The organism is Rhizobium sp. AC44/96 (assembly GCF_001692185.1).
Classification (GTDB): Bacteria; Pseudomonadota; Alphaproteobacteria; order Rhizobiales; family Rhizobiaceae; genus Rhizobium.
Map to the genome: position 1 here is coordinate 270645 of NZ_LXKO01000001.1, position 24362 is coordinate 295006.

Sequence of the window (24362 nt, forward strand, 5' to 3'; positions counted from 1 at the left end):
ATCGCTCAAACTTTTTGAACCATGGCGCGCAGGGAAGAGATCGGGTTGGGTTGGAATGGCGGTAAAAGAAAATCTTCGTCCCGGCGGTCGTAGCGCCCGGGTCCAGGCATCGGTCCACGAGGCCGTGCGTACGCTGCTGCAATCGATAGAGCGAACGGACGTGACCATCCCGTTGATCGCGAGCGAGGCAGGTGTCACGCCCTCGACGATCTATCGCCGTTGGGGTGATCTCCAGGAGTTGCTCGCCGACGTCGCGGTCGAGCGCCTGCGCCCTGACATGCAGCCGGTCGACACCGGTAGCGCCAAGGGTGATCTGGAGGCATGGGCCGAACAATATGCCGAGGAAATGTCCTCAGGCATCGGCCGTGAGATGATCCGCGATGTATTGGCAGCGCAAGACAATTCCAATGCTTGCAAGTGCTACGCCTTCACCCGCGAGCAGATGGAGCTGATCGGCGATCGCGCTCAGGGGCGCGGCGAGGGCTTCCCTCCTGTGGATGCGGTGATGGATCGCGTCGTGGCACCGATCATCTATCGGATACTGTTCGGCGATGCGCCGTCGACCGATCACGTGCGCGGCCTCGTGGCGGATGTGATGAGAAGCGAAGCTGTCGCGGCTATTCCGCCGCTGCCCGTTTCTGCGCGGAAATCTGGGTGATATAGGCGCGCAGCGCCGCGGGCCGAACAGGCTTGTGCTGAATGCTGATGCCGTGGCGTTCCGCCTCGGCGCGAACCTCCGGCGTGCGGTCGGCGGTCACGATCAGACCAGGGATGTAGGACATGAACTGCTCCCGGGTCGCGAGGATCGCTGCAACCCCGGTCCCGTCGCCCAGATGGTAGTCGGCGATGACGAGGTCCGGGGCCTGTTGGCGGAAATCAAGCTGGACGATCGCGGCTAGCGAATCCGCGCACTGCACATCGCAACCCCAGCCGCCAAGGAGCAGCTGCATTCCCTCGAGAATATGCGGTTCGTTGTCGATACAGAGAATCCTCAAGCCCTTGAGGTTCTGTGCGGACCGTTCGGCGGGTGGGGCAGGGGTCGATGGTTCGACCTGCCGCGAGACGTCGCGTGGCATGACGATGCGGAAGTCTGTCCCCTTGCCGTGGGTCGAGTGCAGCTCGACGGGATGGCTGAGCACGCGCGCGATACGGTCGACGATCGATAGCCCGAGCCCTAGGCCCGATGCGGTCTTGGCGCCTTCGTCGAGCCGTGCGAACTCCTTGAAGACAGTCCGGAATTTCGACGGCGGGATGCCGATGCCGGAATCCATCACCTGAATGACGACCTGATTTCCGCGTCGACGTGCGCCGACCAGCACCGTGCCTGATATCGTGTATTTGATGGCGTTGGATACAAGGTTCTGCACGAGCCGCCGCAACAGGTTCGGGTCGGAGCGGACCCGAAGCGAGGTCGGCATCACCACCAGCTTCAGTTTCTTCTCGCGTGCAATCGGCGCGAAATCGGTCTGGATGCGCTCCAGCAGATCCGAGAGCGGCACGGAGGCAAGGCGCGGACGCATTGCGCCGGTATCCAGCCGGGAAATGTCGAGAACCGCCCCGAGAATGCTCTCGACCGACTCCAGCGCGGAATCGATGTTGCGTACGATCGCACTGCTTTCGGATTGTCCTATTCGCTCCACGAGAGCGGATGAGTAGAGCCGCGCGGCATTGAGAGGCTGCAGGATGTCGTGTCCGGCGGCGGCGAAAAACCGTGTCTTGCCGAGATTGGCGTCGTCGGCCGCTGCTCGCGCCTCGCCGAGTTCGTGATTGACGCGGGTGAGCTCGGCGGTCCGCTCGGCCACCCGCTGTTCCAGCGTTTCGTTGGCCTGTTTCAACGCCTTGTCCGCGGCCACGCGTTGCGTGATATCGGTGAACGTCGCAACGATGCCCTTGTCGGGCATGGCGTTGGAGCGCACTTCGATGATCCGCTCGCCACCAGCCAGAACCAATGCGAACGGTTGGTCGAGGGCGAGGAAATGCCGCACCGTCTGGCTGTGATCGCCACCGGGAAGGTCGCCCCGTTCGCTGAGGATCGCGACGATCTCGGAGAGCGGGAAGCCCACTTGTCCCGCAGCTTCGGGAAGATCCAGCAATTGCCGGAACCGGCGGTTCCAGATTGTCAGGTGGTTCGAGCTGTCGAAGACGGCAATGCCCTGATCCATCTGCGAAAGAGCCGTCTGCAGCATGTCTTGGTTATACTGGAGCGCTTCGCTCGCCTGATCGAGCAGCCACGCCGTATCGGCGGAGGCGTCCTCGACCTTCTGCAGGATCAGCGACAGCACGAGACGCGCCGAAGATGAGCCGATGGCGCTGCCGAGCAGCTGCTCGGTGAAATGGATCAGGGCCATGTCCGCAGGCTGCTCGTCATCGAGCTTGCGCCCCGAGCTCTGCTGGTAGGTCAGAAAGGAACGCTCCATCCGCTCGTCGCCAAGATAGCGGGATATCGTCGCTTTAAGATCGCCGACACTGATCCGGGTCTTCCAGCCGCGTGTTGCAAACTGCGAGCGGGATTGCCGCTTGATGAAGATACCCGCCTGGATACGCTCGAGCGGTCTGGCGTTGCGGGTGACCGAGCCGATGACGAAGAAGGCGGTGTTGACGAGCAGGCTCATGACAGTCGCATTGACGAGCGGGTCGGCGTCGGGAGCCGTAAAGACAGTCGTGCCGGGGAAGATGAAGCCGAGCACGGCGCTGGCGACCGACGAATAGTCAGGTCCGCCGAGCGACGGCAGAAACAGCAGATAGACCCAGATGACGAAGCCCGAGGTGAGCCCGAGGATGGCGCCGCGCGCATTGGCACGCCGCCAGATCAGCCCGCCGAAGAGCGACGGCGACATCTGCGCTATGGCCGCAAAAGAGAGAAGACCAATGGAGGCAAGCCCGGTCGTGCTGTCGGTGGATCGGTAGTAGGCATAGCCAAGCAGGAGAACGGCGAATATGGCGCTGCGTCTGATGTTGAGCAGCGTCTTTGCGAAATCGTCCCGCTGCCCGGCGAGCTTTCGGTGCAGGAAAATCGGCATGATGATGTCGTTCGACACCATGATCGAGAGGGCGACCGAGGCGACAATCACCATCGCCGTCGCGGCGGAGAAGCCGCCGATGAAGGTGATCAGCGAGACCACCGGCATCTGTCCGACGATTGGCAAGGACAGCATGTAGAGATCGGCATTGCCGCTGCCGCCGAACGTCAGCAATCCGCCGATGGCAACCGGAAGCACGAACAGGTTGATGGCAACGAGATAGAGCGGAAACAGCAACCCGGCGAGACGCAGCTCCTTCGGCGTCCGGTTTTCCACGACCGTCACATGGAATTGCCGCGGCAGCATGATGATCGCGAACGCCGAGAGCAGCGTCAGCGTAATCCACCGGCTGAGCGGCGTCTGGTAGCTCAGGGCGGACTGCACGAGTGCGTTGTCGGCGGCCTTCTGCCAGAGATCGCTGGGGCCGTCGAACAGGAACCAGATGACGCAGACGCCGGCGGTGAGAAAGGCGACGAGCTTGACGACCGACTCCATCGCGACCGCGAGGATCAGTCCATCCTGGTGCTCCGTGGCGTCTGTGTGGCGCGTGCCGAACATGATGGCGAAGCAGGCCAGCACCAGGGTTACGAGCAATGGCAGATCGAGGAAGTAGAGATTGCCGCTGCCGATCCCGTAGTCGGAGGGATTGAGCATCGCGCTCACCGTGCTCGACACCGACTTGAGCTGCAACGCGATATAGGGAATGGCGCCGACGAGGGAGATCAGGGCAACGATCGTCGCGACGGTTGAATTTTTGCCGTACCGGGCGGCAATGAAGTCCGCCACCGACGTCAGCTTCTCGGCCTTGGCAAGGTCGATGATCCGGCGCAACACCGGCATGCCGAGGGTGAAGACGAGGATCGGGCCGATGTAGATGCCGGTGAATTCCAGCCCGCGCTGCGCCGCCAGTCCGACGCCGCCGAAATACGTCCAGGAGGTGCAGTAGATCGCAAGGCTCAGCGCATAGACGATCGGCCGGCCGCCTTGCGGGACGCCGAAACGCCTGCGCCGGCGATCGCCATGGCTTGCCACGGCGAAAAGCAGCAGCAGATAGCCGAACGCGGATGCAAGTATGACCCAGCCTGGCAGCATTGACCCTCCGCCGGCGCCACATGCGCCGGTCCTCCCGGACGGTTCGAGACTACGGCAATTCACGGGCTTTGAACATCGGGCCCGCTCTAGGCCTTAAGTCAAAGACGCACGGGTCATAACGATATTTGTAATTAGCAATTGAATATTTGTTTCGAACATGTAGCTAATAAAAACAATGGCATGTCAGTGGACTGCATCAAAGGGAGACAGATCGCATGCTCAACGAGTTCAAAGCATTTATCGCCCGCGGCAATGTCATGGACCTTGCTGTCGGTGTGATTATCGGCGGTGCCTTTGGCGGCATCGTGAGATCGCTGGTCGATGACATCATCATGCCGATCGTTGGCGCGATCTTTGGTGGTTTCGACTTCTCCAACTACTTCATTGGCCTGTCTTCGAACGTCAATGCACCGACCTTGGCGGCCGCTCGCCAGCAGGGTGCGGTTCTTGCTTATGGCAGCTTCATTACCGTTCTCATCAACTTCATGATCCTTGCCTGGATCATCTTTTTGATGGTCAAGGGCGTGAACACGCTTCAGAAGCAGGTCGAAAAGCAGAAGAAGGCAGCACCGGAAGAAGCGCCTGCAACGCCTGCCGACGTCGCGCTTCTCACCGAAATTCGCGACCTGCTGGCCAAGCGCCCGGCCGTCTGATCGAGACTGGCCCCCTTGGCTATGGCGGGGCCAACCATCAAAGAAATCGACATTGCATCACGGATTGTCATGGGATTTGCCTTCGTAATTATTCTATGAAGGCAAAAACCGGAGTGATGCATGTCGATCGTAAGCAGCCTTAGCCCGCGCGCCGTCTCTGCGCCTGAAAGCGGGATCGTTGAAGTCGTCAACTACGCGCGTGGCAGAGAAGGCCTTTTGCCTTTGTGGGTCGGCGAGGGGGATCTGCCCAGCCCCGATTTCGTCAACAAGGCCGCGATGGATGCTCTCGGCGCCGGCGAGACCTTCTACACCTATCAGCGCGGCATTCCCGAGCTTCGCCAGGCACTTTCGGACTATTATGCCCGCAATTTCGCGGTTGATCTTCCGGTCGACCATTTCTTTGTCACCGGTTCCGGCATGCAGGCGATCCAGATCGCCGTGCAGGCGCTGACGTCGCCGGGCGACGAACTTGTTTACCTGACTCCGGCTTGGCCCAATATTGCCGCGGCGCTCGAAATTGCAGGGGCCCGTTCGGTCGGCGTGCAGCTGCAATTCCAGGGCGGCAAATGGGCAGTCGATCTTGATCGCATCGCAGCGGCAATCACCCCGAAAACCAAGGCACTCTTCATCAACACCCCGTCCAACCCGACCGGCTGGACCGCGACGAAGGAAGATCTGGCCGCCATTCTCGGGCTGGCGCGCAAGCATGGTCTCTGGATCATGGCCGACGAGATCTATGCTCGTTACTACTTCCCCGGCGGTCGCGCGCCCTCGTTCCTCGATGTCATGGACGCCGACGACAGGATCATGTTCGTCAATTCCTTCTCGAAGAACTGGTCGATGACCGGCTGGCGCGTGGGTTGGATCGTGGCGCCGCCGCAGACCGGGCAGGTGATTGAAAACCTCATCCAGTATTCGACCTCGGGCGTCGCCCAGTTCATGCAGAGGGGCGCCGTCGCTGCCTTGAATGATGGCGAGGCTTTCGTGGAGGCCAACATCGAAAAGGCAAAGCGCTCGCGCGACATTCTCTGCGACGCCCTCATTGCGACCAATCGCGTGCAAACGCTCAAGCCTGATGGTGCGCTTTATGCGTTCCTGAAGATTGACGGCGTCACCGACAGCCGCAAGGCGGCGATCGATATCGTCGACAAGACCGGCGTCGGCCTGGCCCCCGGCGCGGCGTTCGGCGCCGGCGGCGAGCTGTTTCTCCGTGCCTGCTTCCTGCGCGATCCCGCGCAAATACAGACGGCGGCCGACCGCCTTTGCGACTACATTCTCAAGCTTTGACGGAGCGACCGAGGGCTCGTTTCTCGAGCCCTCGGCCCGAAATTGGCACATTGATAAAATTGTAGAGAACGTCGAAATCCCGCTCTAACCACATCGCCAAACTTACCCGCCTCAAAGCCGTCCGGCGCTCTTTTAATAAGAAAATCGGAAAGGAAACTGGCGTCAATTGCGTCCGTGCAATGAAGGCAGGGAATGTAGGCGATGGCAATTTTGGTCACCGGCGGCGCGGGATACATCGGCAGCCATATGGTGTGGACGCTACTGGACGCCGGCGAGGAAGTCGTCGTTCTCGACCGTCTGTCGACAGGTTTCCGCTGGGCCGTCGCTCCCCAGGCGCGCTTCTATCTCGGTGACGTCGCGGACCGCCGGATTCTCAAGACCATCTTCATTGAAAACGATATCGAAGCCATTATCCATTTCGCGGGATCGGCCGTCGTGCCGGCCTCGGTCTCGGATCCGCTCTCCTATTACGACAACAACTCGGGCAAGACGCGTGAGCTGATGAGTGCTGCGATCGAGGCTGGCGTTCGCCACTTCGTCTTTTCATCGACAGCTGCCGTCTACGGCCCGCAGAAGACATCCGCTCCCGTCAAGGAAGACGCGTCTCTCAATCCCGAGAATCCTTATGGCCAGTCGAAGCTGATGACTGAGTTCATGTTGCGCGACGCCGCGGCAGCCTATGACTTCGACTATGTCGCCCTTCGCTATTTCAACGTCGCCGGTGCGGACCCTGAGGGCCGTGCTGGCCAGTCGACAGCAGGCGCCACGCACCTGATCAAGGTTGCCTGCGAAGCCGCCCTCGGGCGGCGCGACAGCGTGCATGTCTACGGTATCGATTATCCCACGCATGACGGGACGGGTGTGCGCGACTACATCCATGTCAGCGATCTCGCGGCAGCACATCTGAAGGCCCTGCAGCACCTGCGTCGCGGGCGCGGCTCGCTGGTGGCGAATTGCGGCTACGGGGCCGGCTATTCCGTTCTCGACGTGCTGAACATGGTCACTCGCCTGCACGGCCAGTCTTTCAAGATCCACATGGCGCCGCGCCGCCCCGGCGATTCGGCAAGCGTCGTTGCCGATTCAACGCTGGCGCACCGCGTGCTCGATTGGAAGCCGCAATACGATTCCCTGGAAACGATTGTCCGTAGCGCGCTTGATTGGGAACTCTTCCTGATGAACAGGAGCGTGGATGACCTGCAGAGTGTTCATCGCGCGCTTGCCGCGGCGGGGTTCTAACACAGCATTTACCATGCGTCCGGTCGGCGACCGACCTGACGCAACGTGAGTAGGAAATAATCAAGCTTTCTCTGGCTGGCATGGGCCAAGGGAAAAGGAAATCATGAACAGCTTTCTCGCGTCGCTCCGTCTGCAAAAGGATGATCCGGACTTCCTCAAGTCGCAGTACAAGGCTCTCGCGTCGCAGATCCCTATTCTCTACGTGCTTCTGATCATCAACGTGCTCGCCGTCGCGATAACCCATATCGGGACGGCCCCTGTCTGGCTGTCGCTCTACGTCCCGATCGGCCTGTCCGTTACCTGCCTGCTCAGGCTTTGCTGGTGGGAAATTCACGGCAGGGACGAGGTGACTGCTGAGCGGGCGATGACGCTCATGCGCATTACTGTGGTGGCAGCCGCCGTCCTGACCTGCGCCTTCGGTGCCTGGGCGGTTGCTCTCTATCAGTATGGCAATGCCTACCAGCAGGGACAGATCGCCTATTTCCTGGTGGTCACCGGTATTTCCTCGGTATTCTGCCTCATGCATCTGCCACTGGCGGCGGCACTGACCACGGTCATCACGTTCGGGACGATGATCGTCACGTTCATGTTCTCCGGCAATCCGGTGTTCGTTGCCACGGCGACGAGTGGCGCTTTCCTTGTCGTGCCGTTCCTGCGGGTTATCAACAGCTACTACCAGAATTTCGTGCGTCTCGTGCGGCTGACGGAGGAACTGCAGAAGAAGCAGGCCGAAGCGCAGGAACTCAACCTTGTAAACAGCCGCAACGCGCTGCACGACCAGCTGACCGGCCTTGCCAATCGCCGCAGCTTCTTCCTGTCGCTCGAAGAACGGCTGCGGGCCGGATCGGATGCGCCGCCTGTCCTGGGGATCATCGACCTTGATGGTTTCAAGCCCGTCAATGACGTCTTCGGCCATGCGGCGGGTGATCTCGTTCTCAAGGAAACCGCGCGTCGTTTCATGGCCCTGATTGGCGATGACGGTGTCGTCGCCCGATTGGGCGGGGACGAGTTCGGTATCATATTCCCGGATGATCTTGCCGTTTCGACGATCGCCGATGTCGCCCACGCGCTCTGCAGCGCGGTCCGCGAACCGTTCGAGATTCCGGACGGATCGGTTCGGGTGTCCGGTTCCTGCGGCATCGTCCAGCTCGCCTCCGGGGACCATACGGCTGAAGAGCTCTACGAGAAGGCCGATTTCGCGCTCTATCAGGTGAAGAGCAAACACAATGGCGGCGTCGAATTCTTCTCGCCGGAGCATGAGACGATCCTGTCGCAGCGGCACATGATCGAGCTGGAGTTGCAGGCGGGGAATTTCGCGGACGAGCTGTCGTTGGAATACCAGCCGATCATCGAGCTCAAGACGGGTATCGTCGTGGGTTACGAGGCATTGGCGCGCTGGGACAGCGCCAGGTTTGGCCGGATCAGCCCCGCCGCCTTCATTCCTGCGGCGGAGCGCACGGCTCTTATCGGCCGGATGACGCGCGTTCTGCTGGGACAGGCGCTCGATGCGCTTTCCGCAATGCCGTCCCGCCTGCGTTTGTCGTTCAATCTCTCGGCGCGGGACATTTGCGATCATGAGACCGCAATGACGCTGCTGGCCATGATCCACCGCTCGGGGGTGGATGCCCGGCGCATCGAGTTCGAGATCACCGAAACGGCCCTGCTGTCCGATTTCGCCACGGCCGACCGCGTCGTCAGTCTGTTTCGCGCCGCTGGCGTCACCATCGCGCTGGATGATTTCGGCACCGGCTACTCCAGCCTCAGTCACGTTCATCGGCTGGCCTTCGACAAGCTGAAGATCGACAAGAGCTTCGTGATGAATCTCGATCGCGACACGCGTTGCCTGAACATCACGCGTTCGGTTGCGAATCTCTGCCAGAATCTCGGCATTGCGTCGGTCGCGGAAGGCGTCGAAAGCGGGGAGGTCGCCGAGGGGCTGCGGGCCATGGGCGTCCGGCTGGCACAGGGCTATTATTTTTCTCGGCCATTACCCCTCTCCGCAGCCATAGACTATGCGATCGAACGCGATAAATTCGCAATGACCCAACAGCCGCTGTACGCCTGAGTCTAGGAGCAGCGCGGCGTCACACATGATCCAGGTGGCAGGGAGACCGCAATGCGGGATGGTATCGAGCAGCGCGACGTCATCCTCGAACGCCACGCCTCTGCCGGCATCATCCGCCTGAACAGACCGCGCGCGTTGAACAGTCTCACCCTCGACATGGTCAGGATGGTCAGCGCCGCCCTCGACGAGCTCGCCGCCGATGCCAGTATTGCCGCCGTGATCGTCATGGGAGAGGGAGAGCGTGGCTTCTGCGCCGGCGGCGACATCCGCGTGCTGCACGAGAGTGGTTGCGCCGGCACCGATCTTGCCGAGACTTTCTGGCGCGAGGAGTTCCGCCTCAATCATCGCATCTCGACCTATCCGAAGCCCTATGTCGCGTTGATGGACGGGATCACCATGGGCGGCGGCGTTGGCCTGTCCTCGCACGCGAGCCATCGTGTCGTGACCGAGCGCACACGCTTTGCCATGCCGGAAACCGGCATAGGCTACTTTCCCGATGTCGGGGCCACCTGGTTGCTCCCACGTGCGCCCGGTGAAACGGGCATATGGATGGGTTTGACCGGCTCGAATGTCGTGCCGGCGGATGTCATTCGAGCGGGGCTTGCCGATTTCCAGATTGCGTCGTTCCAGCTGAACGAGCTTGTCGACACGCTTGCCGAGTTGCCGCGCGGCGCGGGCCCCCGGGACGTCGATGCCGTGCTCAAGAATCTGTCCTCGGATCCCGGCGTGGGGCCGCTGCGCCGGAACGCAGACCTGATCCACCGCACCTTCCGGTTCGGCAAGATGGAAGAAATTATCGCGGCCCTCGAGGCCGAGAACGGAGATTTCGCAGAGGAGACATTGCGTACGCTGCGCACGCGCTCGCCGACCAGCCTCAAATTGACGTTGCGGCTGCTCCGGCTGGGCGGGCAAAGCCGCAATCTGGCCGAATGCCTTGCTCGTGAGCTCGGTGCCTGTTTGCAGATATTGAAATCGCCCGATTTCTACGAAGGAATTCGCGCCGCGATCATCGATAAGGACCGGGATCCGAAATGGTTTCCGGCCACGCTTGAGGCCGTTGGAGCCCTCTCCATCGACGCCTTCTTGAAGCCGGCCGAACCGCCACTGACGTTCTCAGGCGCGCACGCCTGACCCGGACCATGCGGGCCTAGTTTACATCGGATAGTCCGGAATGACGTCACGCCGCGTGAGCTTCAGCGTGCGATCCGGCTGTAGAATGTAGGTCTCAAGCATCTTCGTTCCCGAGGAATCGTAGAGGGAGTTGTAGATGACGCTGCCGGGTGGCGATTTCGTCAGCTTGGTGCGTGGCTGCCCATTATAGGTGATGCTGCCGGGGATGGGTTTCACCTCCGCCGTCTCGGCCGTGGCGCACCCCACGAGCGCAGCAGTCGACACCATTGCCAATATAAAATTCTTCATCGCCAAGATCCCAGCCAGTTCAAACATTTATATGGCGCGAGATCGGCAGCGCGCCAAGAGGCGAAGGTGACGCCAGCCACAACTATCGCTGAAATGAACCAGCTCCGGGAGCCAGGAGGCGCAATGCTGCACGGGTGATGAGGCGGCCAGTCACTGACGCCGGGTCCTCCGGTATGATTATGTTAACATCATCTAAAATGCAGATACTTCGGCCACTCGAAAGTAGTAGCAAACCGGTGGAACTAAACTTGGCATCCGCTAGTTAACACTGCGATCAAAACGCAGGAGAAGCAGATGAAACGCCTTCTTCGATTGGGAATGCCCGCATTTGCATTGGCCATGGGTGCTTTTGTTCTACCTGCATCCGCGTCGCTGGAGTTCAGCGGCGACTATTCGGCGCTGCGGCAGGACGACGTTTTGTTGGTGCAGTACGCGGGAGCAGCCGAGTGCAACCAGACGAGCACGCATTTCGTGCCGTCGTTTATCCGCGCTCTCGACGGAACGATCATCGGCGTTGGCTACCTGGAAGTAGAAGGCACTGCGTCCGGCTGCTGAGACGTTAAACGGTGTTTACCAAGGCTATCCGGCGGCGCAGGGGCAAGCGCGCAGCGTGTTTCATCTACCTGCAAACGCTCGCTTTCGACGGAAAAATTTCCGGTTAAAACTCTGGCGTCCAGCACAGCTGCGCGGCGCGGTTCAATCTGACCCGCCTCGCGCCCCCGATTGAGGAAATTCACGAGCGCCTTGCGGGCGTGATCATCGAGAACCTTGACTGGCATGCGTTCATCGATTGTTACGATCGGCCAGTGAACTCGCGTTCTTTGGCGCTGCGCGCGCCACCGGACTTTTTCTCGTTCTGGTACCTCTGGAGGCATCACGTCACTCTACTCGCGACCGAAGCTGATTCAGCGAGTTTGATCCCTTGCCTCGTCACGAGCGAGCCGTGCTTCGCGAAGCCGTTGAGTCTTAGCCTGTCGCGCCTGTTCTTCGGTCTCAAGTTCCTGGACGGCTTGGCCGCGTGCGAAGAACTGGGATTGGACGCGGCCGAATGCGATCTCGGCCTGCTCCCTAGATTTGCTCCGGGTCATGAAACCTCCTTGGGTTTCGGGGGGGTAGAAAGCGAAAAGGCCGGACAACATTGCCCGGCCCTTCAAACGCGCTGTCCCATTGCCAGTACATCCGTGGTCAATGGGACCGCACGTTCAATTATGCGGCCTGCAGGTTGCAGGCCGACATCTTGCCAGACTTGGCGTCGCGCTCGAGATCGTAGCCGATCTTCTGACCTTCTACGATTTCGCGCATTCCTGCACGCTCGACGGCGGAGATATGGACGAACGCATCAGCGCCGCCGTTATCTGGCTGAATGAAGCCGAAGCCCTTGGTGGAATTGAACCATTTTACTGTGCCTGTGGTCATGATGAACCCTTTCAAAGCATAGAGTGAGGGACCGCGGAAGCGATGCTTCGCGGACGGTGATACGACTATTTTTGAAAGAGAAGGTTCGAATAGAGCGCGGTGCCAATCGCGCGGTAGACAAAGCTCGGCAAGCAAAAGATCGATAAAACCAAAAATAGAGGCTTTGCACCGAAAGTCAACCGATAGTTTTCCGGAGGCCATTCAGTCGCCAGTGCGTATTAGGCAAAGAACCAGGCGGGAGAACCATCGAATGACCTGATCGGGCCGAACGCAGACAAAGGCCGTAACACCGTTTGAGGGCGCTTTAAGAGGACGTTAAGCGTCCCCGCGCCGGGCGTAGATGGCCAGGAACAAAATGCAGAAATTCCGGATCGAAGTGACAAAATTCCGGAGTTTCGCGACCGGCTACACCTTGGTTTGCACGGTAAAGCCGACGAGGCTCGTCTGCTTTTTAGGGCAGAGGGTGACGAGCCTCTGACCATCATCATGATGGCTGACGCTGTTCTATTGAGATACAGGCTGGCGTGACAACGACTTTCGCCGCGCGCCCACGGCAAGCTCCGTCGAGGGTTAAGCAAAAATAAACTATCGCCTTGTTTCGGTACACTTTTCCCGAAAAACGAGCTCAATGGATGCTGAGTTTGGCTTCCTCCGCGGCCGCGACAAATTCGGCGCGGGCTTCCTCCAGGCTCTTGCGCCCGTCGAGGGCTGCACGGCACGTGCTTCTTGCCTTCAGATAACGAAGGCCGCGCGCGTTCGGCCAGAGATCCGAAAGGCATTTCAGCGCATCGAGCGGACCGGAGACTGTGCGTGCGTCGTCAGTGGTTTCGAAACCTACGAGGATCGGCTCATTCCATTTTTCATTGGCCATCGGCAAATTCCTCCCTTGTGCATCGCATCCGCTCGGCCCTCCCGCGAAGCGGCATGCCGATGTATTTTAGTGATAAATCAGAAACCCGCAAACGGGAAAACATGTGCTTTCGGATGCAGCCCCTGAAATCCTCCGGAAAGCTGATCGACACTGCGGCGATCATTGCAGCCTGGCCCCATGAGCCGGCAAGCCGCGATAGTCCAACGGCTGGTGTTTCGGGCAATACCAATGCGTGACCGCCTCTCGATCCTCGTAGCCGTAGCATCCCCATTCTCGGCAGCGCAGCCCGTTGGCATCCACACGGTCGCAGAAATGCTCGACATGAATATTGGCGCCCGGCGCACTCGTGTGGTTTTCAATGCTCATCGCGATGCCTCAGCTCAATCTCAGCCTACGGCGGAAAAAGGCCCCGCGGTGTCGGCGGGGCAGTTGTTATCCGGATCTTTCAGAACGCCTACGCACCCTTGTCTGTTCCAAGCGCAAAGGTAATCCCGCGCGCCGCATCCACGAGAATGCGCAACTGTTGCTCGTCCCTGACGCCCTGTTGATAGAGTTCGACGGTGATGGCGGCTATTCGGTCGCTTTCCTCCGCGGAGACTTCGACGCCGAGATCGCCGCAAACTGCCTGGAAGACCTTATGGCAAATCCTGAGGTCACTGGAATGAAGGGGCTGCTCGTGACGGCTGTAAGTTCTGCGGGACATGGCATATCCTCCTCCTTGGAGAACACCAAACGGAGACGCCACGCCCGCTGCGGGCGTTTCAAGTCAGCGTTTTGGAAGGGCTGCGCCTTGAGAGCGACCAGAGCCAGGCGCTATCTGCATCGACAACGCGAGATCACCGATGCGGTTCCACACTCGTCATCAATTCTTTCGAGATGGCGACACCAGCACGCGCCAAAGGCCATCCTGCTGTAGTCCATTTGTCTAAGTTTAACGCCTGTGGGGAGTTTTGTATTTTTGCTCGATGTCATGGGGCGTTCAGCACGCGAACAAAATCGACCCGCGTGCTGATTGAGCTCGGTGGCCGACGGGGTTGGATTTGTCGAAGAATCTTGATCGGTACTACAATCTGGACTGGATGCGCGGCGTTGCGGCCATATTGGTCGTCGTCTATCACTACGGCTCAACCGGCCAGCCCAATCTGGCTGAACATGGCTTCATCGCGGTCGATTTCTTCTTCGTCTTGAGCGGCTTTGTTATCGACCGGACCTACTCGGCGCGTTTCGGTGCGGGGTTGTCGTCCTTCCAATTCATGACCGAGCGGTTCTGCCGGCTCTATCCACTCTTCATCCTTGGTCTCGCGCTCGGCTTCGCAAAAGCGCTTGGCGCGGTCTGGATCGGAAGTCACGATGGGCTTTTGAACCCGGTCGGTTCGCTGATGTTCAATGCGTTGTTTCTTCCATCGCCCGTCAGCGAATCCGTTATATTTCCGCTAAACGGCCCGGCGTGGTCGCTGTTTCTGGAGTTTTGGGTCAACGTTCTATTCGCGATCGTCCTTGTTCGGCTGGCGTTGCGTTCTCTCCTGGCGGTCGTGCTCGTTTCAGCCATCGGCTTCATATCAAGCAGCACAGCTGTCGGCGGCTTGAACGTCGGCTGGGATTGGGGCAGCCTGACGGGTGGGATGTTCCGCATCCTCTTTGCATTTCCCCTTGGCATGATCATCAGCCGAATAGCGCAGTGGAGCAAAGTGACCTCCCTCGCGTCGCTGGTGCCGGTGGCCATTCTGATATGCATGATGTCACTCAGCTCGTGGCCGGGCCAGCTTCCGTTCGATCTGACGATCGCGATACTCGTTGCGCCGGCGATTGTCGTTCTCGGCACCAGATATGAGGTCCCGCGCTATCTGGAAAAAACGGCGTCCATCTTTGGCGAGATCTCGTATCCGATGTATATCCTGCACTACCCGCTGTTGTTCGTGTTCGTGCCGGTGGTGCACAAATTGGGGATCAATGACGATCTGGCGATGGTAGCATTCGTCGCAGGAATGTTTGCCTTAAGCTTGGCCTTGAGCCGGGCATACGACCGCCCGTCGCGGAAATGGCTGATGTCGCGGATTAAGATCAGATCCCAGCAGCCGGCCTAGAGCGCGCCAACGACGTCTTTCGCCGTCGAGCCCGCTACCTGCAGACGAAGAACGTCGAATACCCGCCAACGACGACGACCGCGCCGTATCGCATGTTGGGTTGAAGCATGTTTGCGTTATGCCCCGGCGAAATCCGCCACCGGGAAAAAAGCTGCTGTGCGCTCTGATGCCCGAACCCGACGTTTTCCGAACAAACGCCAGTCAGTCCCGCAGCCTTGGCCTGAGCCAATCTCTGGCGAAAGCCATCATGGTTCATGCTTCCATGGGCGGCCTGTTCGCGGCTGTGCTGCAGCGCGAGGGCTTTCACCGTGCGGTTCTCGGCGAGGCGCGAAAGTCCGCGGCTTGTCCGATAGGAGTTGATCAGCTTTAGCGTCTCGGGGCCGAAGTCGCCCGACACGGCGGACTGCGCGGTCTCTGCATATCCCGAAATCATGACAGCAAGTGCAGTTGCCAGCAGTACTTTCATCATAGGATTTCCCCAGCGGTCTATGCTCTCTCTCCTACTACAACGAGCGACGATCTCACAGGATCAGGGTTCGCCTTCTCGTCCGCTGACCGTGCTTTGTAGCCGACCGTTGCGGGGAAACTGCAGTCTCTTGGGGATAAAGGCGCGGGCAACGCGATTTTCGGTGCATCTCAAGGGGCGCAAACGCTGCTGGCGGGTTGTCTTAAGTTTGCCTGGGGAGAAAACTGGTGCTGCCGAGTGGGATTGAACCACCGACCTCACCCTTACCAAGGGTGTGCTCTACCACTGAGCTACGGCAGCGAGGACCAGACGCGCAACCGAACCGGCTGCATTGCGTGAACGGGGCGGCTATTGCCATAGGTTTGAGGTGAGCGCAAGCCGCAATTTCCATCTTTGTGCAGATTAACCTGGCCACTTTTGAATTGGCGCGAATTCGGGTAAGCCATGAAACATGAGTGAAGACACTGAAAACGCCCAGAAGGGCCGCAAAGCCGCGATCGAACAGCAGGCGAAATTGCGCCGCGATCGCGCAGCCGAAAAACTTCGGGAAAATCTTTCTCGTCGCAAACAACAGACGCGTGCGCGCCGCTCCGGCCAAGCGGATGAGACAAATGGCCTGCCTGCCGCAAAAATGGACGAATCGTAATGTTCGCTCCGCGACGAATTGAAGCGTTCGCTAATTTCGTCTAAACACCCGCATCCTTTTAAAAGACAGCCTTTCAGAAAGGCGGGCATCGCCCGTAAGCGCCCATGGATCGTATTAGAATTGTCGGCGGTAATGAGCTTAACGGCATCATTCCGATTTCCGGCGCAAAGAATGCCGCCCTACCGCTGATGATTGCCTCGCTGCTGACCAGCGATACCCTGACGCTCGAAAACGTTCCGCATCTGGCCGATGTCGAGCTTCTGATGCGCATACTCGGTAATCATGGCGTCGACGTTGCCGTCAACGGCCGCCGTGAGCGCCAGGAAGACGCCTATTCGCGCACCATCCACTTCACCTGCCGCACGATCGTCGACACGACCGCTCCCTATGAGCTGGTGTCGAAGATGCGCGCCTCCTTCTGGGTCATCGGCCCGCTCTTGGCGCGGGAAGGCCAGTGCCGCGTCTCCCTGCCGGGCGGCTGCGCCATCGGCACGCGCCCGGTCGATCTGTTCCTCGACGGCCTGACCGCGCTCGGTGCGAACCTTGAAATTGACAGTGGCTACATCAACGCGACGGCGCCGAAGGGTGGCCTGATCGGCGCGCGCTATACCTTCCCGAAGGTATCGGTCGGGGCGACGCACGTGATGATGATGGCGGCAACGCTTGCCCGCGGCACGACCGTCATCGGCAATGCCGCTCGCGAGCCTGAGGTCGTTGATCTCGCCAACTGCCTGATCGCCATGGGCGCAAAGATCACCGGCGCCGGCACCTCGACAATTACCATCGAGGGCGTGACCTCGCTCTCCGGCGCGCGCCATCGCGTGCTTCCGGATCGTATCGAAACCGGCACCTACGCAATGGCCGTTGCCATGGCCGGCGGTGACGTCGTTCTGGAAAACACCGATGTCGCTCTGCTCGATACCGCGCTTGAGACCCTGCGTCGCGCGGGTGCGGAGATCTCGCCGACCAACAACGGCATGCGCGTTCGCCGCAACGGCGCCGGCATTCGCCCGGTCGATATCGTCACCGACCCGTTCCCCGGCTTCCCGACCGATCTGCAGGCGCAGTTCATGGCGCTGATGACACGCTCGACCGGCATTTCGCATGTCACCGAGACGATCTTTGAAAACCGCTTCATGCACGTGCAGGAACTGGCACGTCTCGGCGCCAAGATCTCGCTGTCCGGCCAGACCGCGAAGATCGAAGGTGTGCGGCGTCTCAAGGGCGCGCCCGTGATGGCGACGGACCTTCGCGCTTCCGTCTCTCTCGTCATCGCCGGCCTCGCTGCCGAAGGCGAGACGATGGTGTCACGCGTCTATCACCTCGATCGCGGCTTCGAGCGGCTGGAAGAAAAGCTCACCCGCTGCGGCGCGATCGTCGAACGCGTCAGCGAATAAGGAAAGGGGCGATCATCGCCCCTTATCCCGCTTGCACCCCTTATGCCGGTTGCGCATTGCGTTGCCGCGTCTTATGTCCGTTGTCTGAGGCGCCGCCATTCTGGCGGCGTACTGGCGATGGGATATGCCTGTATGACCGACCTGAAGCTGCTTGCGCTTGACAACGAAGACTTGGCCGTCATCTCCGCGCATTTGCAGGATAGTGTCTTCAAGGTCGCCGATATCTCGTGGTCCCCGCGTGAGGCCCAGTTTTCGATTGCCGCCAACCGCTTCGTCTGGGAAGACGCCGCGCGCAAGCGCAAGGGTTTCGAACGCCGCCGGGCCGCACTTGTCTTCAAGCGCGTGCTCGCCGTTCGTTCCGTCGGCGTCGACCGCAACAAGCGCGAAGAGGTCCTGTCGCTGCTTGCCATTCGCTTCGAGCAGAAAGGCGAGGGGCCGGACGGATTGGTCGAGCTCGCTCTGGCCGGTGGCGCGACGATTGAGCTCGATGTCGAATGCATCGAAGTTCAGCTTGCGGATATCGGTGGGGCATGGGAAACCGCCTCAAAGCCGCGCCATCCGGGTGCGTGATCAAAGCCTCTGCGTTCATTGAATATCGAGAAGGAATATCGGCCTTGGCAATCTGGTTGGATCAGACATCGGGGGATTTCGAGCAGCGTTTCGCCGCTTTCCTGACGACCAAACGCGAAGTATCGGAAGACGTCAACACGATCGTCCGCGCCATTGTCGATGACGTGCGCGCCCGGGGCGACGTCGCACTTGCCGAATATTCGAAGAAATTCGACGGGATCGACTACGCCATCACGCCGATGCGCGTATCCGAGGCCGAGATCGATGCCGCCGTGGCCGAGGTCCCGGCCGAAGTGCTGGGCGCGCTGAAGGTCGCAGCCGTGCGCATTGAATCGCATCACCGCCGGCAACTCCCGAAGGACGACATCTACGAGGACGACCTGGGGGTCGGGCTCGGATCGCGCTGGACGGCGATCGAGGCCGTCGGCCTTTATGTGCCGGGCGGCACGGCGAGCTACCCGAGTTCGGTGCTGATGAATGCGGTCCCCGCCAAGGTCGCTGGCGTCGATCGCATCGTGATCGCGGTGCCGGCGACGGGTGGCGCGGTCAACCCGGCCGTGCTTGCCGCTGCAAAGATCGCGGGTGTGACGGAGATCTACCGCGTCGGCGGCGCTCAGGCGGTTGCCGCACTTGCCTATGGCACGGAGACGATCGCGCCGGTTGCCAAGATCACCGGTCCGGGCAACGCCTTCGTCGCAGCCGCCAAGCGTCAGGTCTTCGGCACGGTCGGTATCGACATGATCGCCGGACCATCGGAAGTGCTGGTGATTGCCGACAAGGACAACAACGCCGACTGGATCGCAGCCGATCTTCTGGCGCAGGCAGAGCACGACGCCAGCGCGCAGTCGATCCTGGCAACTGACGACGCCGAGTTCGGAAAGGCTGTCGAAGCCGCTGTCGAGCGTCAGTTGAAGACACTCAACCGCTCCGAGACGGCTGCCGCGAGCTGGCGGGACTTCGGCGCCGTCATCCTCGTGAAGAATTTGCAGGACGCAATTCCGCTCGCAAATCGTATCGCCGCAGAGCACCTTGAGCTTGCCGTTGCCGATCCGGATGCGCTGCTCTCGGGCATCAGGAACGCTGGCGCTATCTTCATCGGCGCCCACACGCCGGAGGTTATCGGCGATTACGTCGGCGGATCGAACCACGTGCTGCCGACGGCGCGTTCCGCGCGCTTTTCATCCGGTCTCGGTGTACTCGACTTCGTCAAGCGGACGTCGATCCTGCGTCTCGGACCCGAGCAGCTTCGCACCCTCGGTCCGGCGGCGATTGCGCTTGCCGTGTCCGAAGGTCTGGATGCCCATGCGCGGTCCGTGGCAATCCGCCTGAACCTGGAGAGGTGAGGGATGGCAAACGGCGCCTTCCGGCTTTGCGACGTCGTACTGGACGACACCATCGGCCGATCGACGCCCGATGTCGAGCATGAGCGCGCCGTTGCGATCTTCGATCTCATCGAGGAAAATAGCTTCACTCCGATCGGACATGGCGGAGGGCCCTATCGACTGAATATCTCGCTGGTCGAGTCCAAGCTTGTGTTCGCCATCAGCACGGATGGTGGCGATCCCGTCGCCACGCATATTCTGTCGCTCACGCCATTTCGCCGGATCGTGAAGGACTACTTCCTGATTTGCGAAAGCTATTACGAGGCGATCCGCTCTGCGTCGCCCAGTCGGATCGAGGCGATCGACATGGGACGCCGGGGCATTCACAACGAGGGCTCGCAAACACTGAAGGACCGGCTGAACGGCAAGATCGATGTCGATTTCGATACGGCGCGCCGGCTTTTCACGCTCGTCTGCGTTCTCTATTGGCGCGGATGATCGCCATGGAAACGGTGATCGGCCAGAACGAGGAACGGCAGCTGGGAGCCATCCTCTTCATGTGCGGGCTCAATGCCATCCGCTCGCCGATGGCCGAGGTCATTGCCCGCAGCATGCTGCCGGCGAATATCTATGTCAGGTCCGCCGGCGTTCGTGCGGGCGAGCGCGATCCTTTCGTGGATGCCGTGCTGGATGAGGTCGGCTTGTCTCTTGGCCGTCATCACCCGAAAACGCTTGAGGAACTGGAAGACGATTATTTCGACCTCATCATCACGCTTTCTCCGCAGGCCCATCACGCCGCGCTGGAGTTGACCCGTGCCAATGCCGTCGACGTCGTCTACTGGCCGACCATGGATCCGACGGTGGTTCAGGGAACACGTGAGCAGATTCTCGATGCCTATCGAGGGGTGCGCAATCACCTCAGCGACATGATCGAGACCCGATTGGCGAGAAGAAGCGGCATTGCCGCGCAATCCGCATGAAACAAATGACAGAAACCCGATCAATTAGGTTCACAAACCTCCCTTGATTGTGTAGTTTCCGCCCAAATTTTGAGACGGCCGCTGCCGTCACATCAACCGACAGGAAGAAAACCCTTATATGCCTAAAGAAGAAGTCCTCGAATTTCCGGGAATCGTGACCGAACTTCTGCCGAATGCGACATTCCGCGTGAAGCTCGAGAACGAACACGAGATCATCGCCCATACGGCTGGCCGCATGCGCAAGAACCGCATCCGCGTCCTGGCGGGCGACAAGGTTCTCGTGGAAATGACGCCTTACGACCTGACCAAGGGCCGTATCACCTACCGCTTCAAGTAGGCTTGATCTGAAGCTCGAAAGGCTGTTGCTCCCGTCTTGCCGGTTGTCGAGGTTCCATGGCGCTGAAATATAAGCTCATTCTGGCTTCCGGCTCTCCCCGCCGCGTCGACCTCCTCAATCAGGCAGGTATCGAGCCGTCGCGCCTGATGCCGATGGATATCGACGAGGCGCCGAAGAAGTCCGAGCATCCGCGCTCGCTGGCGCGTCGCCTTTCGACGGAAAAGGCCGAGGCAGCGCTTGCTGCCATCAAGGGCGATATGACGTGGAAGGGCAGCTATATCCTCGCTGCCGATACCGTTGTCGCCGTCGGCCGCCGTATCCTCGGCAAGGCCGAATTCGCCGACGAAGCGTCTGCCTCGCTTTACCTTCTCTCCGGCCGCAGTCATTGGGTCTATACGGGCGTCTGTCTCGTGACGCCCGACCGCAAGGTTCGCCAGAAGATCGTTGAAACGAAGGTGCGTTTCAAGCGCTTGTCCGGTTTCGAGATCGAAAACTACCTGGCCTCCGGCCAGTGGCGTGGCAAGGCCGGTGCTTATGGCATCCAGGGTCTGGCCGGCACCTTCGTACAAAAGATGGTCGGCTCCTACACCAACGTCGTCGGCCTGCCGCTTTATGAAACCATTCTGCTTCTGACCGGCGAGGGCTTTGACGTCCACAGCCGGTGGCCCGAAGGCTGAGCCGACGGGCACAAACCCGGAGGACCGATCATGTCTGAAGAAAAGAGCATCGGCGCCAAGATCGAGCCGCTACGCAAGGCGCGGCCGTGCCCCGAGTGCGGCAAGCCCTCGCATCGCGAACACTATCCCTTTTGCTCGAACCGCTGTCGCGAACTCGATCTCTCGCGCTGGCTCACGGGCTCCTACGCGATCCCCGTTGCCGACGATGAGACCAAGGCGGAATACCCCGACGAGGAATGAGTCGGTTTTCCACGACGGGAAGCCATTAAATTTGCTCATGAATTTGGAAAATTCACAGGCCTGTCAAAAAACTCGCATTTGACGCTTGCCATGGCCGAACAAGATGTTATAACCCCGCTCGCTTCCGGGGAAAACCAAGCCCCTGCAGATCTCGCCAGCGAGAAATGTATCGAAGCAGGTAAGCCCAGATAGCTCAGTTGGTAGAGCAGCGGATTGAAAATCCGCGTGTCCGTGGTTCAAATCCGCGTCTGGGCACCACTCTTTCCTCGTGAAATTCGAAACATTACCTCGACGCTGCACACCCCACAGCTTGAAGCCGTTTGCCGTGTCCTGTCTTATCTGCGAATCAGCTAAACTGAGTCAGGGAAAGACACGGGGAGGGGTATGATGAAGACTGGATTCAGGTTCGCATTCTCGATGGTTATCGCGGTCGGTCTTTCGACTGTCGCGTCCGGTGCAGCTCAGCTTCCATCCTATTGGCGCAAGAGCATGACGAATGACCCCGCGACCAACTATTTTGTCGCCCAATCGATGAAGCCGCTGGCCAGCGCTGATGCCCAGGCGTTGCGGGTCGTCAAGCTCGCCAGCATCGCCGGGGAGCAGTGCAAGGGCTCTGCTGTCAACAGGAAGGCTCTGCAAGCCTATAAGATCCAGGTGGGCTACTCCAAGATCAAGGGCAAGGCCTATGACGATGCGGCCTTCCTTGCCGACGACAGCTTCAAATATTTCGACTACGGAGCGCTCGCGCATCTCTGCGCGGGAACCGACTACCTGTTCGGACCGGACGGGCATCTCGCCCCCGGCTTGGTGAAGCCTGGCAAGGGGCTGCCGAAGGCTTCCTACGACCCAAGGAATCCTTATGTCCGGGTGTCGCCACTGATGAAGAAGCCGCTCTGACATAGGCTGTGGCTTGATCCGCCGTGGCAGCGCCATCTGCTGACGCCGGTGGCGCAATCATGATATGCAGCGGTCCGGAGCGGGACGTTTCGATTCCGCACTCACGGTTGAGCAAGAAAAGCAAAGCGACATGGCCAAGAAAGAAAAACTCGAGCACTCCGAACTCGCGGGCGAGTTCACCGAAGACGACGTAACGGTCCTTGTCGATATCTTTCGGCCGGCTGGAACCAATGGCGACTGGAAGATGGAGGTCATCACCCAGGATGAGGACCTGATCGAGTGGGAAGAGACATTCCCGACCGATCGCGAGGCGTTCGACGAGTTTCTCGCCACAGTCGCACGCGATGGAATACGTACGTTCCTCGACGACACCGATCCGTCGGTCCATTGACAGCCTCTTTCGTATTTGCGCCATTCGGTCGCAAATAGGCCGTGAAATGTCGCCGCTGGGGCACCCAGAACATGAGATGAAACTAAAGTACGCGACTTCGAAAGAATAGCGCGCGTAAAACGCGCCGGGAACAGCACATATGAAAGCGTCGGAGTACAGAGCCGCAGTCGCGGTCCTCGGACTGACTATGGCTGCCATAGAAGAACTCTTCGGAGTGGATCAGTTGACGAGTCGTCGATGGGCTTCCGGTGAGCAGGCGGTGCCGCGCGCCGTGGCGCTGTGCCTGCTGCTGATGGTATCGACCGCGACGTCGGTCAGCCAGGCGCGAATCCTTGCTGACGGCGTGGATACCGAACTCGCGAAATCCGCGTAGCGCCGGCGTTTTCAGCAACCGTTTGTCTGAGGCTCTGCCTAAGCTGTTTTCAGCATCTTCTTCAGAACGTCGAGCAGGGCTGCGGAATCATCGTTGGCGACGCAGACCTGCAGGCGGTCTTCAGCAAGATACAGGATCGCCTCAAGACTTTCCCGCTCGCTCCAGCCCGAGGCGACCGATGCGGCGACAAGATCCTGGAATGCAAACTGCATCGCGTCCTGGCAACGAATATCCCGGTCGGGATCGTCGGCGGTGACGAACGGTTTGTAGATGTCCCTCATTTCGCTTCTCCGCGAATATGCTGAACGATGAGGGTAGGTCACAGAGTTTAAGAAAGTGCTGATGAGCCACCCTGTTCTGTCCGGAGGCAGTGACAGCCTTGGGCCTTGATCGACGTCGCAAGGATTGTCCGGTATCGTTCCAGTATTCAGCCAGAAATGCGAGCGATGTTGTCTCTTCTAAATTAGAGGAGTCGGTGATAGTACTCCTCGGGGGAAATGGAGGGGAATATCGATGCCACGTGTTTCGCAGCTATACTTCAAGACCGCGGTAATTTTTCTGATCGTCGGTATCGGCATGGGGCTGAACATGGCGATCTCGCAAGATCACAGCGTCATTGGCGCTCATGCACACTGTAATCTCTTGGGGTGGGTGACGATGGCGCTCTTCGGCGGCTATCACGCGCTCAATCCCCGCAAGGCTGAGCGGCGCATCGCGATCATCCAGTACTGTGTCTATACCGCCGGCGTGACGCTCATGGTGCCGTCGCTGTATCTGATGCTGCTCGGCAACGCGGCCATGGAGCCAATCGTCGGCATTGCATCGGTGATCACCCTCGTGGGTGTCCTGCTCTTCGCCTTCATCATCTTCTCGAGCGAGGAAACGGTGGTCACGCCACGGGCGCAGCCCTATCGCTGAAATCT

At 59.9% G+C, this 24362-nt stretch carries 30 protein-coding genes and 2 tRNA genes; 22 read left to right on the top strand and 10 right to left on the bottom strand.

Translation table 11 applies throughout. The features are described 5' to 3' along the window. Positions 1 to 55 precede the first annotated feature (55 nt). Complete coding sequence (locus tag A6U87_RS01300) at positions 56 to 658, top strand: TetR/AcrR family transcriptional regulator (protein WP_065689436.1); 603 nt, start codon at positions 56 to 58, stop codon at positions 656 to 658. On the opposite strand, the gene A6U87_RS01305 is transcribed toward A6U87_RS01300, so the two are convergent. Continuing rightward, positions 618 to 4112: a PAS domain-containing hybrid sensor histidine kinase/response regulator gene (locus A6U87_RS01305; RefSeq protein ID WP_065689437.1), complete on the bottom strand. Its 3495-nt coding sequence runs from the start codon at positions 4110 to 4112 to the stop codon at positions 618 to 620. The two genes, A6U87_RS01300 and A6U87_RS01305, sit on opposite strands and share 41 nt — an antisense overlap. A 215-nt stretch (positions 4113 to 4327) precedes the next feature. Between A6U87_RS01305 and mscL the strand changes: the two genes are divergently transcribed. The 5 genes from mscL (at position 4328) to A6U87_RS01330 (ending at position 10484) form a co-directional block, all read left to right on the top strand. Continuing rightward, the gene (mscL, locus tag A6U87_RS01310) at positions 4328 to 4765 is read left to right on the top strand and encodes a large conductance mechanosensitive channel protein MscL (RefSeq protein ID WP_065689438.1); all 438 of its coding nucleotides are present in this window, start codon (positions 4328 to 4330) and stop codon (positions 4763 to 4765) included. A 120-nt stretch (positions 4766 to 4885) separates the two neighbouring features. Then, positions 4886 to 6052, top strand: coding sequence for a pyridoxal phosphate-dependent aminotransferase (locus tag A6U87_RS01315; RefSeq protein ID WP_065689439.1), 1167 nt, complete (start codon positions 4886 to 4888; stop codon positions 6050 to 6052). 201 nt (positions 6053 to 6253) lie between these two features. After that, a complete protein-coding gene (galE, locus tag A6U87_RS01320; protein ID WP_065689440.1) occupies positions 6254 to 7288 on the top strand; it encodes a UDP-glucose 4-epimerase GalE in 1035 nt (344 codons plus the stop codon). Between the two features lie 103 nt (positions 7289 to 7391). Then, positions 7392 to 9353 (top strand): bifunctional diguanylate cyclase/phosphodiesterase, encoded by a 1962-nt coding sequence (locus A6U87_RS01325; protein WP_065689441.1) that lies wholly within the window; start codon positions 7392 to 7394, stop codon positions 9351 to 9353. Positions 9354 to 9404: 51 nt separating this feature from the next. Beyond that, entirely contained in the window at positions 9405 to 10484 is a 1080-nt protein-coding gene (locus A6U87_RS01330) for an enoyl-CoA hydratase/isomerase family protein (RefSeq protein WP_065689442.1), read from the top strand. 21 nt (positions 10485 to 10505) lie between these two features. On the opposite strand, the gene A6U87_RS01335 is transcribed toward A6U87_RS01330, so the two are convergent. After that, positions 10506 to 10772, bottom strand: a complete 267-nt coding sequence (locus A6U87_RS01335) for a hypothetical protein (RefSeq protein WP_065690201.1) — start codon at positions 10770 to 10772, stop codon at positions 10506 to 10508. A 294-nt stretch (positions 10773 to 11066) separates the two neighbouring features. On the opposite strand from A6U87_RS01335, the gene A6U87_RS01340 reads away from it, so the two are divergent. Next, entirely contained in the window at positions 11067 to 11327 is a 261-nt protein-coding gene (locus tag A6U87_RS01340; RefSeq protein WP_065689443.1) for a hypothetical protein, read from the top strand. A gap of 350 nt (positions 11328 to 11677) precedes the next feature. On the opposite strand, the gene A6U87_RS01345 is transcribed toward A6U87_RS01340, so the two are convergent. The 5 genes from A6U87_RS01345 to A6U87_RS01360 form a co-directional block, all read right to left on the bottom strand. Beyond that, positions 11678 to 11860 carry a hypothetical protein gene (locus A6U87_RS01345; RefSeq protein WP_065690202.1) on the bottom strand — a complete coding sequence of 61 codons (183 nt, stop codon included), beginning with the start codon at positions 11858 to 11860 and terminating at the stop codon, positions 11678 to 11680. A gap of 118 nt (positions 11861 to 11978) precedes the next feature. After that, entirely contained in the window at positions 11979 to 12188 is a 210-nt protein-coding gene (locus A6U87_RS01350; RefSeq protein ID WP_047514662.1) for a cold-shock protein, read from the bottom strand. Between the two features lie 625 nt (positions 12189 to 12813). Then, positions 12814 to 13059: a DUF982 domain-containing protein gene (locus A6U87_RS01355; RefSeq protein WP_065689444.1), complete on the bottom strand. Its 246-nt coding sequence runs from the start codon at positions 13057 to 13059 to the stop codon at positions 12814 to 12816. A gap of 159 nt (positions 13060 to 13218) precedes the next feature. After that, positions 13219 to 13425 carry a hypothetical protein gene (locus tag A6U87_RS29070; protein WP_083199245.1) on the bottom strand — a complete coding sequence of 69 codons (207 nt, stop codon included), beginning with the start codon at positions 13423 to 13425 and terminating at the stop codon, positions 13219 to 13221. An 88-nt stretch (positions 13426 to 13513) separates the two neighbouring features. Then, the gene (locus A6U87_RS01360; RefSeq protein ID WP_065689445.1) at positions 13514 to 13762 is read right to left on the bottom strand and encodes a hypothetical protein; all 249 of its coding nucleotides are present in this window, start codon (positions 13760 to 13762) and stop codon (positions 13514 to 13516) included. A 337-nt stretch (positions 13763 to 14099) separates the two neighbouring features. Here A6U87_RS01360 and A6U87_RS01365 point away from each other — a divergent pair, with 337 nt between their 5' ends. Continuing rightward, positions 14100 to 15143, top strand: a complete 1044-nt coding sequence (locus A6U87_RS01365; protein WP_141683894.1) for an acyltransferase — start codon at positions 14100 to 14102, stop codon at positions 15141 to 15143. A gap of 34 nt (positions 15144 to 15177) precedes the next feature. On the opposite strand, the gene A6U87_RS01370 is transcribed toward A6U87_RS01365, so the two are convergent. Both A6U87_RS01370 and A6U87_RS01375 read right to left on the bottom strand, forming a co-directional pair. Further along, entirely contained in the window at positions 15178 to 15612 is a 435-nt protein-coding gene (locus tag A6U87_RS01370) for a CAP domain-containing protein (protein WP_244499405.1), read from the bottom strand. 222 nt (positions 15613 to 15834) lie between these two features. Continuing rightward, a tRNA-Thr gene (locus tag A6U87_RS01375) sits at positions 15835 to 15909 on the bottom strand. 151 nt (positions 15910 to 16060) lie between these two features. On the opposite strand from A6U87_RS01375, the gene A6U87_RS01380 reads away from it, so the two are divergent. From A6U87_RS01380 to A6U87_RS01440, 13 genes are all read left to right on the top strand, one after another. After that, entirely contained in the window at positions 16061 to 16255 is a 195-nt protein-coding gene (locus tag A6U87_RS01380; protein ID WP_065689447.1) for a hypothetical protein, read from the top strand. A 104-nt stretch (positions 16256 to 16359) separates the two neighbouring features. Continuing rightward, positions 16360 to 17652: a UDP-N-acetylglucosamine 1-carboxyvinyltransferase gene (murA, locus tag A6U87_RS01385; RefSeq protein ID WP_065689448.1), complete on the top strand. Its 1293-nt coding sequence runs from the start codon at positions 16360 to 16362 to the stop codon at positions 17650 to 17652. A 132-nt stretch (positions 17653 to 17784) separates the two neighbouring features. Beyond that, a complete protein-coding gene (locus A6U87_RS01390; protein WP_065689449.1) occupies positions 17785 to 18222 on the top strand; it encodes a DUF2948 family protein in 438 nt (145 codons plus the stop codon). Positions 18223 to 18266: 44 nt separating this feature from the next. Then, the gene (gene hisD, locus A6U87_RS01395; protein WP_065690204.1) at positions 18267 to 19565 is read left to right on the top strand and encodes a histidinol dehydrogenase; all 1299 of its coding nucleotides are present in this window, start codon (positions 18267 to 18269) and stop codon (positions 19563 to 19565) included. 3 nt (positions 19566 to 19568) lie between these two features. Beyond that, positions 19569 to 20042: a UPF0262 family protein gene (locus A6U87_RS01400; protein WP_065689450.1), complete on the top strand. Its 474-nt coding sequence runs from the start codon at positions 19569 to 19571 to the stop codon at positions 20040 to 20042. A 5-nt stretch (positions 20043 to 20047) separates the two neighbouring features. Next, positions 20048 to 20524 (top strand): low molecular weight phosphatase family protein, encoded by a 477-nt coding sequence (locus A6U87_RS01405; protein WP_065689451.1) that lies wholly within the window; start codon positions 20048 to 20050, stop codon positions 20522 to 20524. A 118-nt stretch (positions 20525 to 20642) separates the two neighbouring features. Beyond that, complete coding sequence (infA, locus tag A6U87_RS01410; protein ID WP_003545338.1) at positions 20643 to 20861, top strand: translation initiation factor IF-1; 219 nt, start codon at positions 20643 to 20645, stop codon at positions 20859 to 20861. A gap of 56 nt (positions 20862 to 20917) precedes the next feature. Beyond that, entirely contained in the window at positions 20918 to 21538 is a 621-nt protein-coding gene (locus A6U87_RS01415) for a Maf-like protein (RefSeq protein ID WP_065689452.1), read from the top strand. A 30-nt stretch (positions 21539 to 21568) separates the two neighbouring features. Beyond that, on the top strand, positions 21569 to 21778 hold the full coding sequence (gene yacG / locus A6U87_RS01420) for a DNA gyrase inhibitor YacG (protein WP_065689453.1): 210 nt from the start codon (positions 21569 to 21571) through the stop codon (positions 21776 to 21778). 182 nt (positions 21779 to 21960) lie between these two features. After that, positions 21961 to 22036: transfer RNA gene (locus A6U87_RS01425), tRNA-Phe, on the top strand. A gap of 129 nt (positions 22037 to 22165) precedes the next feature. Further along, entirely contained in the window at positions 22166 to 22675 is a 510-nt protein-coding gene (locus tag A6U87_RS01430; RefSeq protein ID WP_065690205.1) for a hypothetical protein, read from the top strand. Positions 22676 to 22805: 130 nt separating this feature from the next. Continuing rightward, positions 22806 to 23066: a hypothetical protein gene (locus A6U87_RS01435; RefSeq protein WP_065690206.1), complete on the top strand. Its 261-nt coding sequence runs from the start codon at positions 22806 to 22808 to the stop codon at positions 23064 to 23066. Between the two features lie 187 nt (positions 23067 to 23253). After that, positions 23254 to 23439, top strand: coding sequence for a hypothetical protein (locus A6U87_RS01440; RefSeq protein ID WP_244499406.1), 186 nt, complete (start codon positions 23254 to 23256; stop codon positions 23437 to 23439). A 38-nt stretch (positions 23440 to 23477) separates the two neighbouring features. Here A6U87_RS01440 and A6U87_RS01445 read toward each other — a convergent pair whose 3' ends face one another. After that, a complete protein-coding gene (locus A6U87_RS01445) occupies positions 23478 to 23720 on the bottom strand; it encodes a hypothetical protein (RefSeq protein WP_065689455.1) in 243 nt (80 codons plus the stop codon). A 232-nt stretch (positions 23721 to 23952) separates the two neighbouring features. On the opposite strand from A6U87_RS01445, the gene A6U87_RS01450 reads away from it, so the two are divergent. Beyond that, on the top strand, positions 23953 to 24357 hold the full coding sequence (locus tag A6U87_RS01450; protein WP_065689456.1) for a hypothetical protein: 405 nt from the start codon (positions 23953 to 23955) through the stop codon (positions 24355 to 24357). Positions 24358 to 24362: the final 5 nt, after the last annotated feature.

Excerpts from the sequence above, each read along its gene's own strand:
- A6U87_RS01435 (WP_065690206.1), top strand. The coding sequence starts at position 22,806 with ATGGCCAAGAAAGAAAAACTCGAGCACTCCGAACTCGCGGGCGAGTTC.
- A6U87_RS29070 (WP_083199245.1), bottom strand. The coding sequence starts at position 13,425 with ATGAGCATTGAAAACCACACGAGTGCGCCGGGCGCCAATATTCATGTC.
- A6U87_RS01315 (WP_065689439.1), top strand. The coding sequence starts at position 4,886 with ATGTCGATCGTAAGCAGCCTTAGCCCGCGCGCCGTCTCTGCGCCTGAA.
- A6U87_RS01340 (WP_065689443.1), top strand. The coding sequence starts at position 11,067 with ATGAAACGCCTTCTTCGATTGGGAATGCCCGCATTTGCATTGGCCATG.
- A6U87_RS01450 (WP_065689456.1), top strand. The coding sequence starts at position 23,953 with ATGCCACGTGTTTCGCAGCTATACTTCAAGACCGCGGTAATTTTTCTG.
- A6U87_RS01350 (WP_047514662.1), bottom strand. The coding sequence starts at position 12,188 with ATGACCACAGGCACAGTAAAATGGTTCAATTCCACCAAGGGCTTCGGC.
- A6U87_RS01335 (WP_065690201.1), bottom strand. The coding sequence starts at position 10,772 with ATGAAGAATTTTATATTGGCAATGGTGTCGACTGCTGCGCTCGTGGGG.
- galE (WP_065689440.1), top strand. The coding sequence starts at position 6,254 with ATGGCAATTTTGGTCACCGGCGGCGCGGGATACATCGGCAGCCATATG.
- yacG (WP_065689453.1), top strand. The coding sequence starts at position 21,569 with ATGTCTGAAGAAAAGAGCATCGGCGCCAAGATCGAGCCGCTACGCAAG.
- A6U87_RS01390 (WP_065689449.1), top strand. The coding sequence starts at position 17,785 with ATGACCGACCTGAAGCTGCTTGCGCTTGACAACGAAGACTTGGCCGTC.
- A6U87_RS01305 (WP_065689437.1), bottom strand. The coding sequence starts at position 4,112 with ATGCTGCCAGGCTGGGTCATACTTGCATCCGCGTTCGGCTATCTGCTG.
- A6U87_RS01400 (WP_065689450.1), top strand. The coding sequence starts at position 19,569 with ATGGCAAACGGCGCCTTCCGGCTTTGCGACGTCGTACTGGACGACACC.
- A6U87_RS01430 (WP_065690205.1), top strand. The coding sequence starts at position 22,166 with ATGAAGACTGGATTCAGGTTCGCATTCTCGATGGTTATCGCGGTCGGT.
- A6U87_RS01300 (WP_065689436.1), top strand. The coding sequence starts at position 56 with ATGGCGGTAAAAGAAAATCTTCGTCCCGGCGGTCGTAGCGCCCGGGTC.
- mscL (WP_065689438.1), top strand. The coding sequence starts at position 4,328 with ATGCTCAACGAGTTCAAAGCATTTATCGCCCGCGGCAATGTCATGGAC.
- A6U87_RS01415 (WP_065689452.1), top strand. The coding sequence starts at position 20,918 with ATGGCGCTGAAATATAAGCTCATTCTGGCTTCCGGCTCTCCCCGCCGC.
- A6U87_RS01330 (WP_065689442.1), top strand. The coding sequence starts at position 9,405 with ATGCGGGATGGTATCGAGCAGCGCGACGTCATCCTCGAACGCCACGCC.
- A6U87_RS01325 (WP_065689441.1), top strand. The coding sequence starts at position 7,392 with ATGAACAGCTTTCTCGCGTCGCTCCGTCTGCAAAAGGATGATCCGGAC.
- A6U87_RS01370 (WP_244499405.1), bottom strand. The coding sequence starts at position 15,612 with ATGATGAAAGTACTGCTGGCAACTGCACTTGCTGTCATGATTTCGGGA.
- A6U87_RS01360 (WP_065689445.1), bottom strand. The coding sequence starts at position 13,762 with ATGTCCCGCAGAACTTACAGCCGTCACGAGCAGCCCCTTCATTCCAGT.
- A6U87_RS01405 (WP_065689451.1), top strand. The coding sequence starts at position 20,048 with ATGGAAACGGTGATCGGCCAGAACGAGGAACGGCAGCTGGGAGCCATC.
- A6U87_RS01355 (WP_065689444.1), bottom strand. The coding sequence starts at position 13,059 with ATGGCCAATGAAAAATGGAATGAGCCGATCCTCGTAGGTTTCGAAACC.
- infA (WP_003545338.1), top strand. The coding sequence starts at position 20,643 with ATGCCTAAAGAAGAAGTCCTCGAATTTCCGGGAATCGTGACCGAACTT.
- A6U87_RS01445 (WP_065689455.1), bottom strand. The coding sequence starts at position 23,720 with ATGAGGGACATCTACAAACCGTTCGTCACCGCCGACGATCCCGACCGG.
- A6U87_RS01345 (WP_065690202.1), bottom strand. The coding sequence starts at position 11,860 with ATGACCCGGAGCAAATCTAGGGAGCAGGCCGAGATCGCATTCGGCCGC.
- murA (WP_065689448.1), top strand. The coding sequence starts at position 16,360 with ATGGATCGTATTAGAATTGTCGGCGGTAATGAGCTTAACGGCATCATT.
- A6U87_RS01440 (WP_244499406.1), top strand. The coding sequence starts at position 23,254 with ATGGCTGCCATAGAAGAACTCTTCGGAGTGGATCAGTTGACGAGTCGT.
- A6U87_RS01380 (WP_065689447.1), top strand. The coding sequence starts at position 16,061 with ATGAGTGAAGACACTGAAAACGCCCAGAAGGGCCGCAAAGCCGCGATC.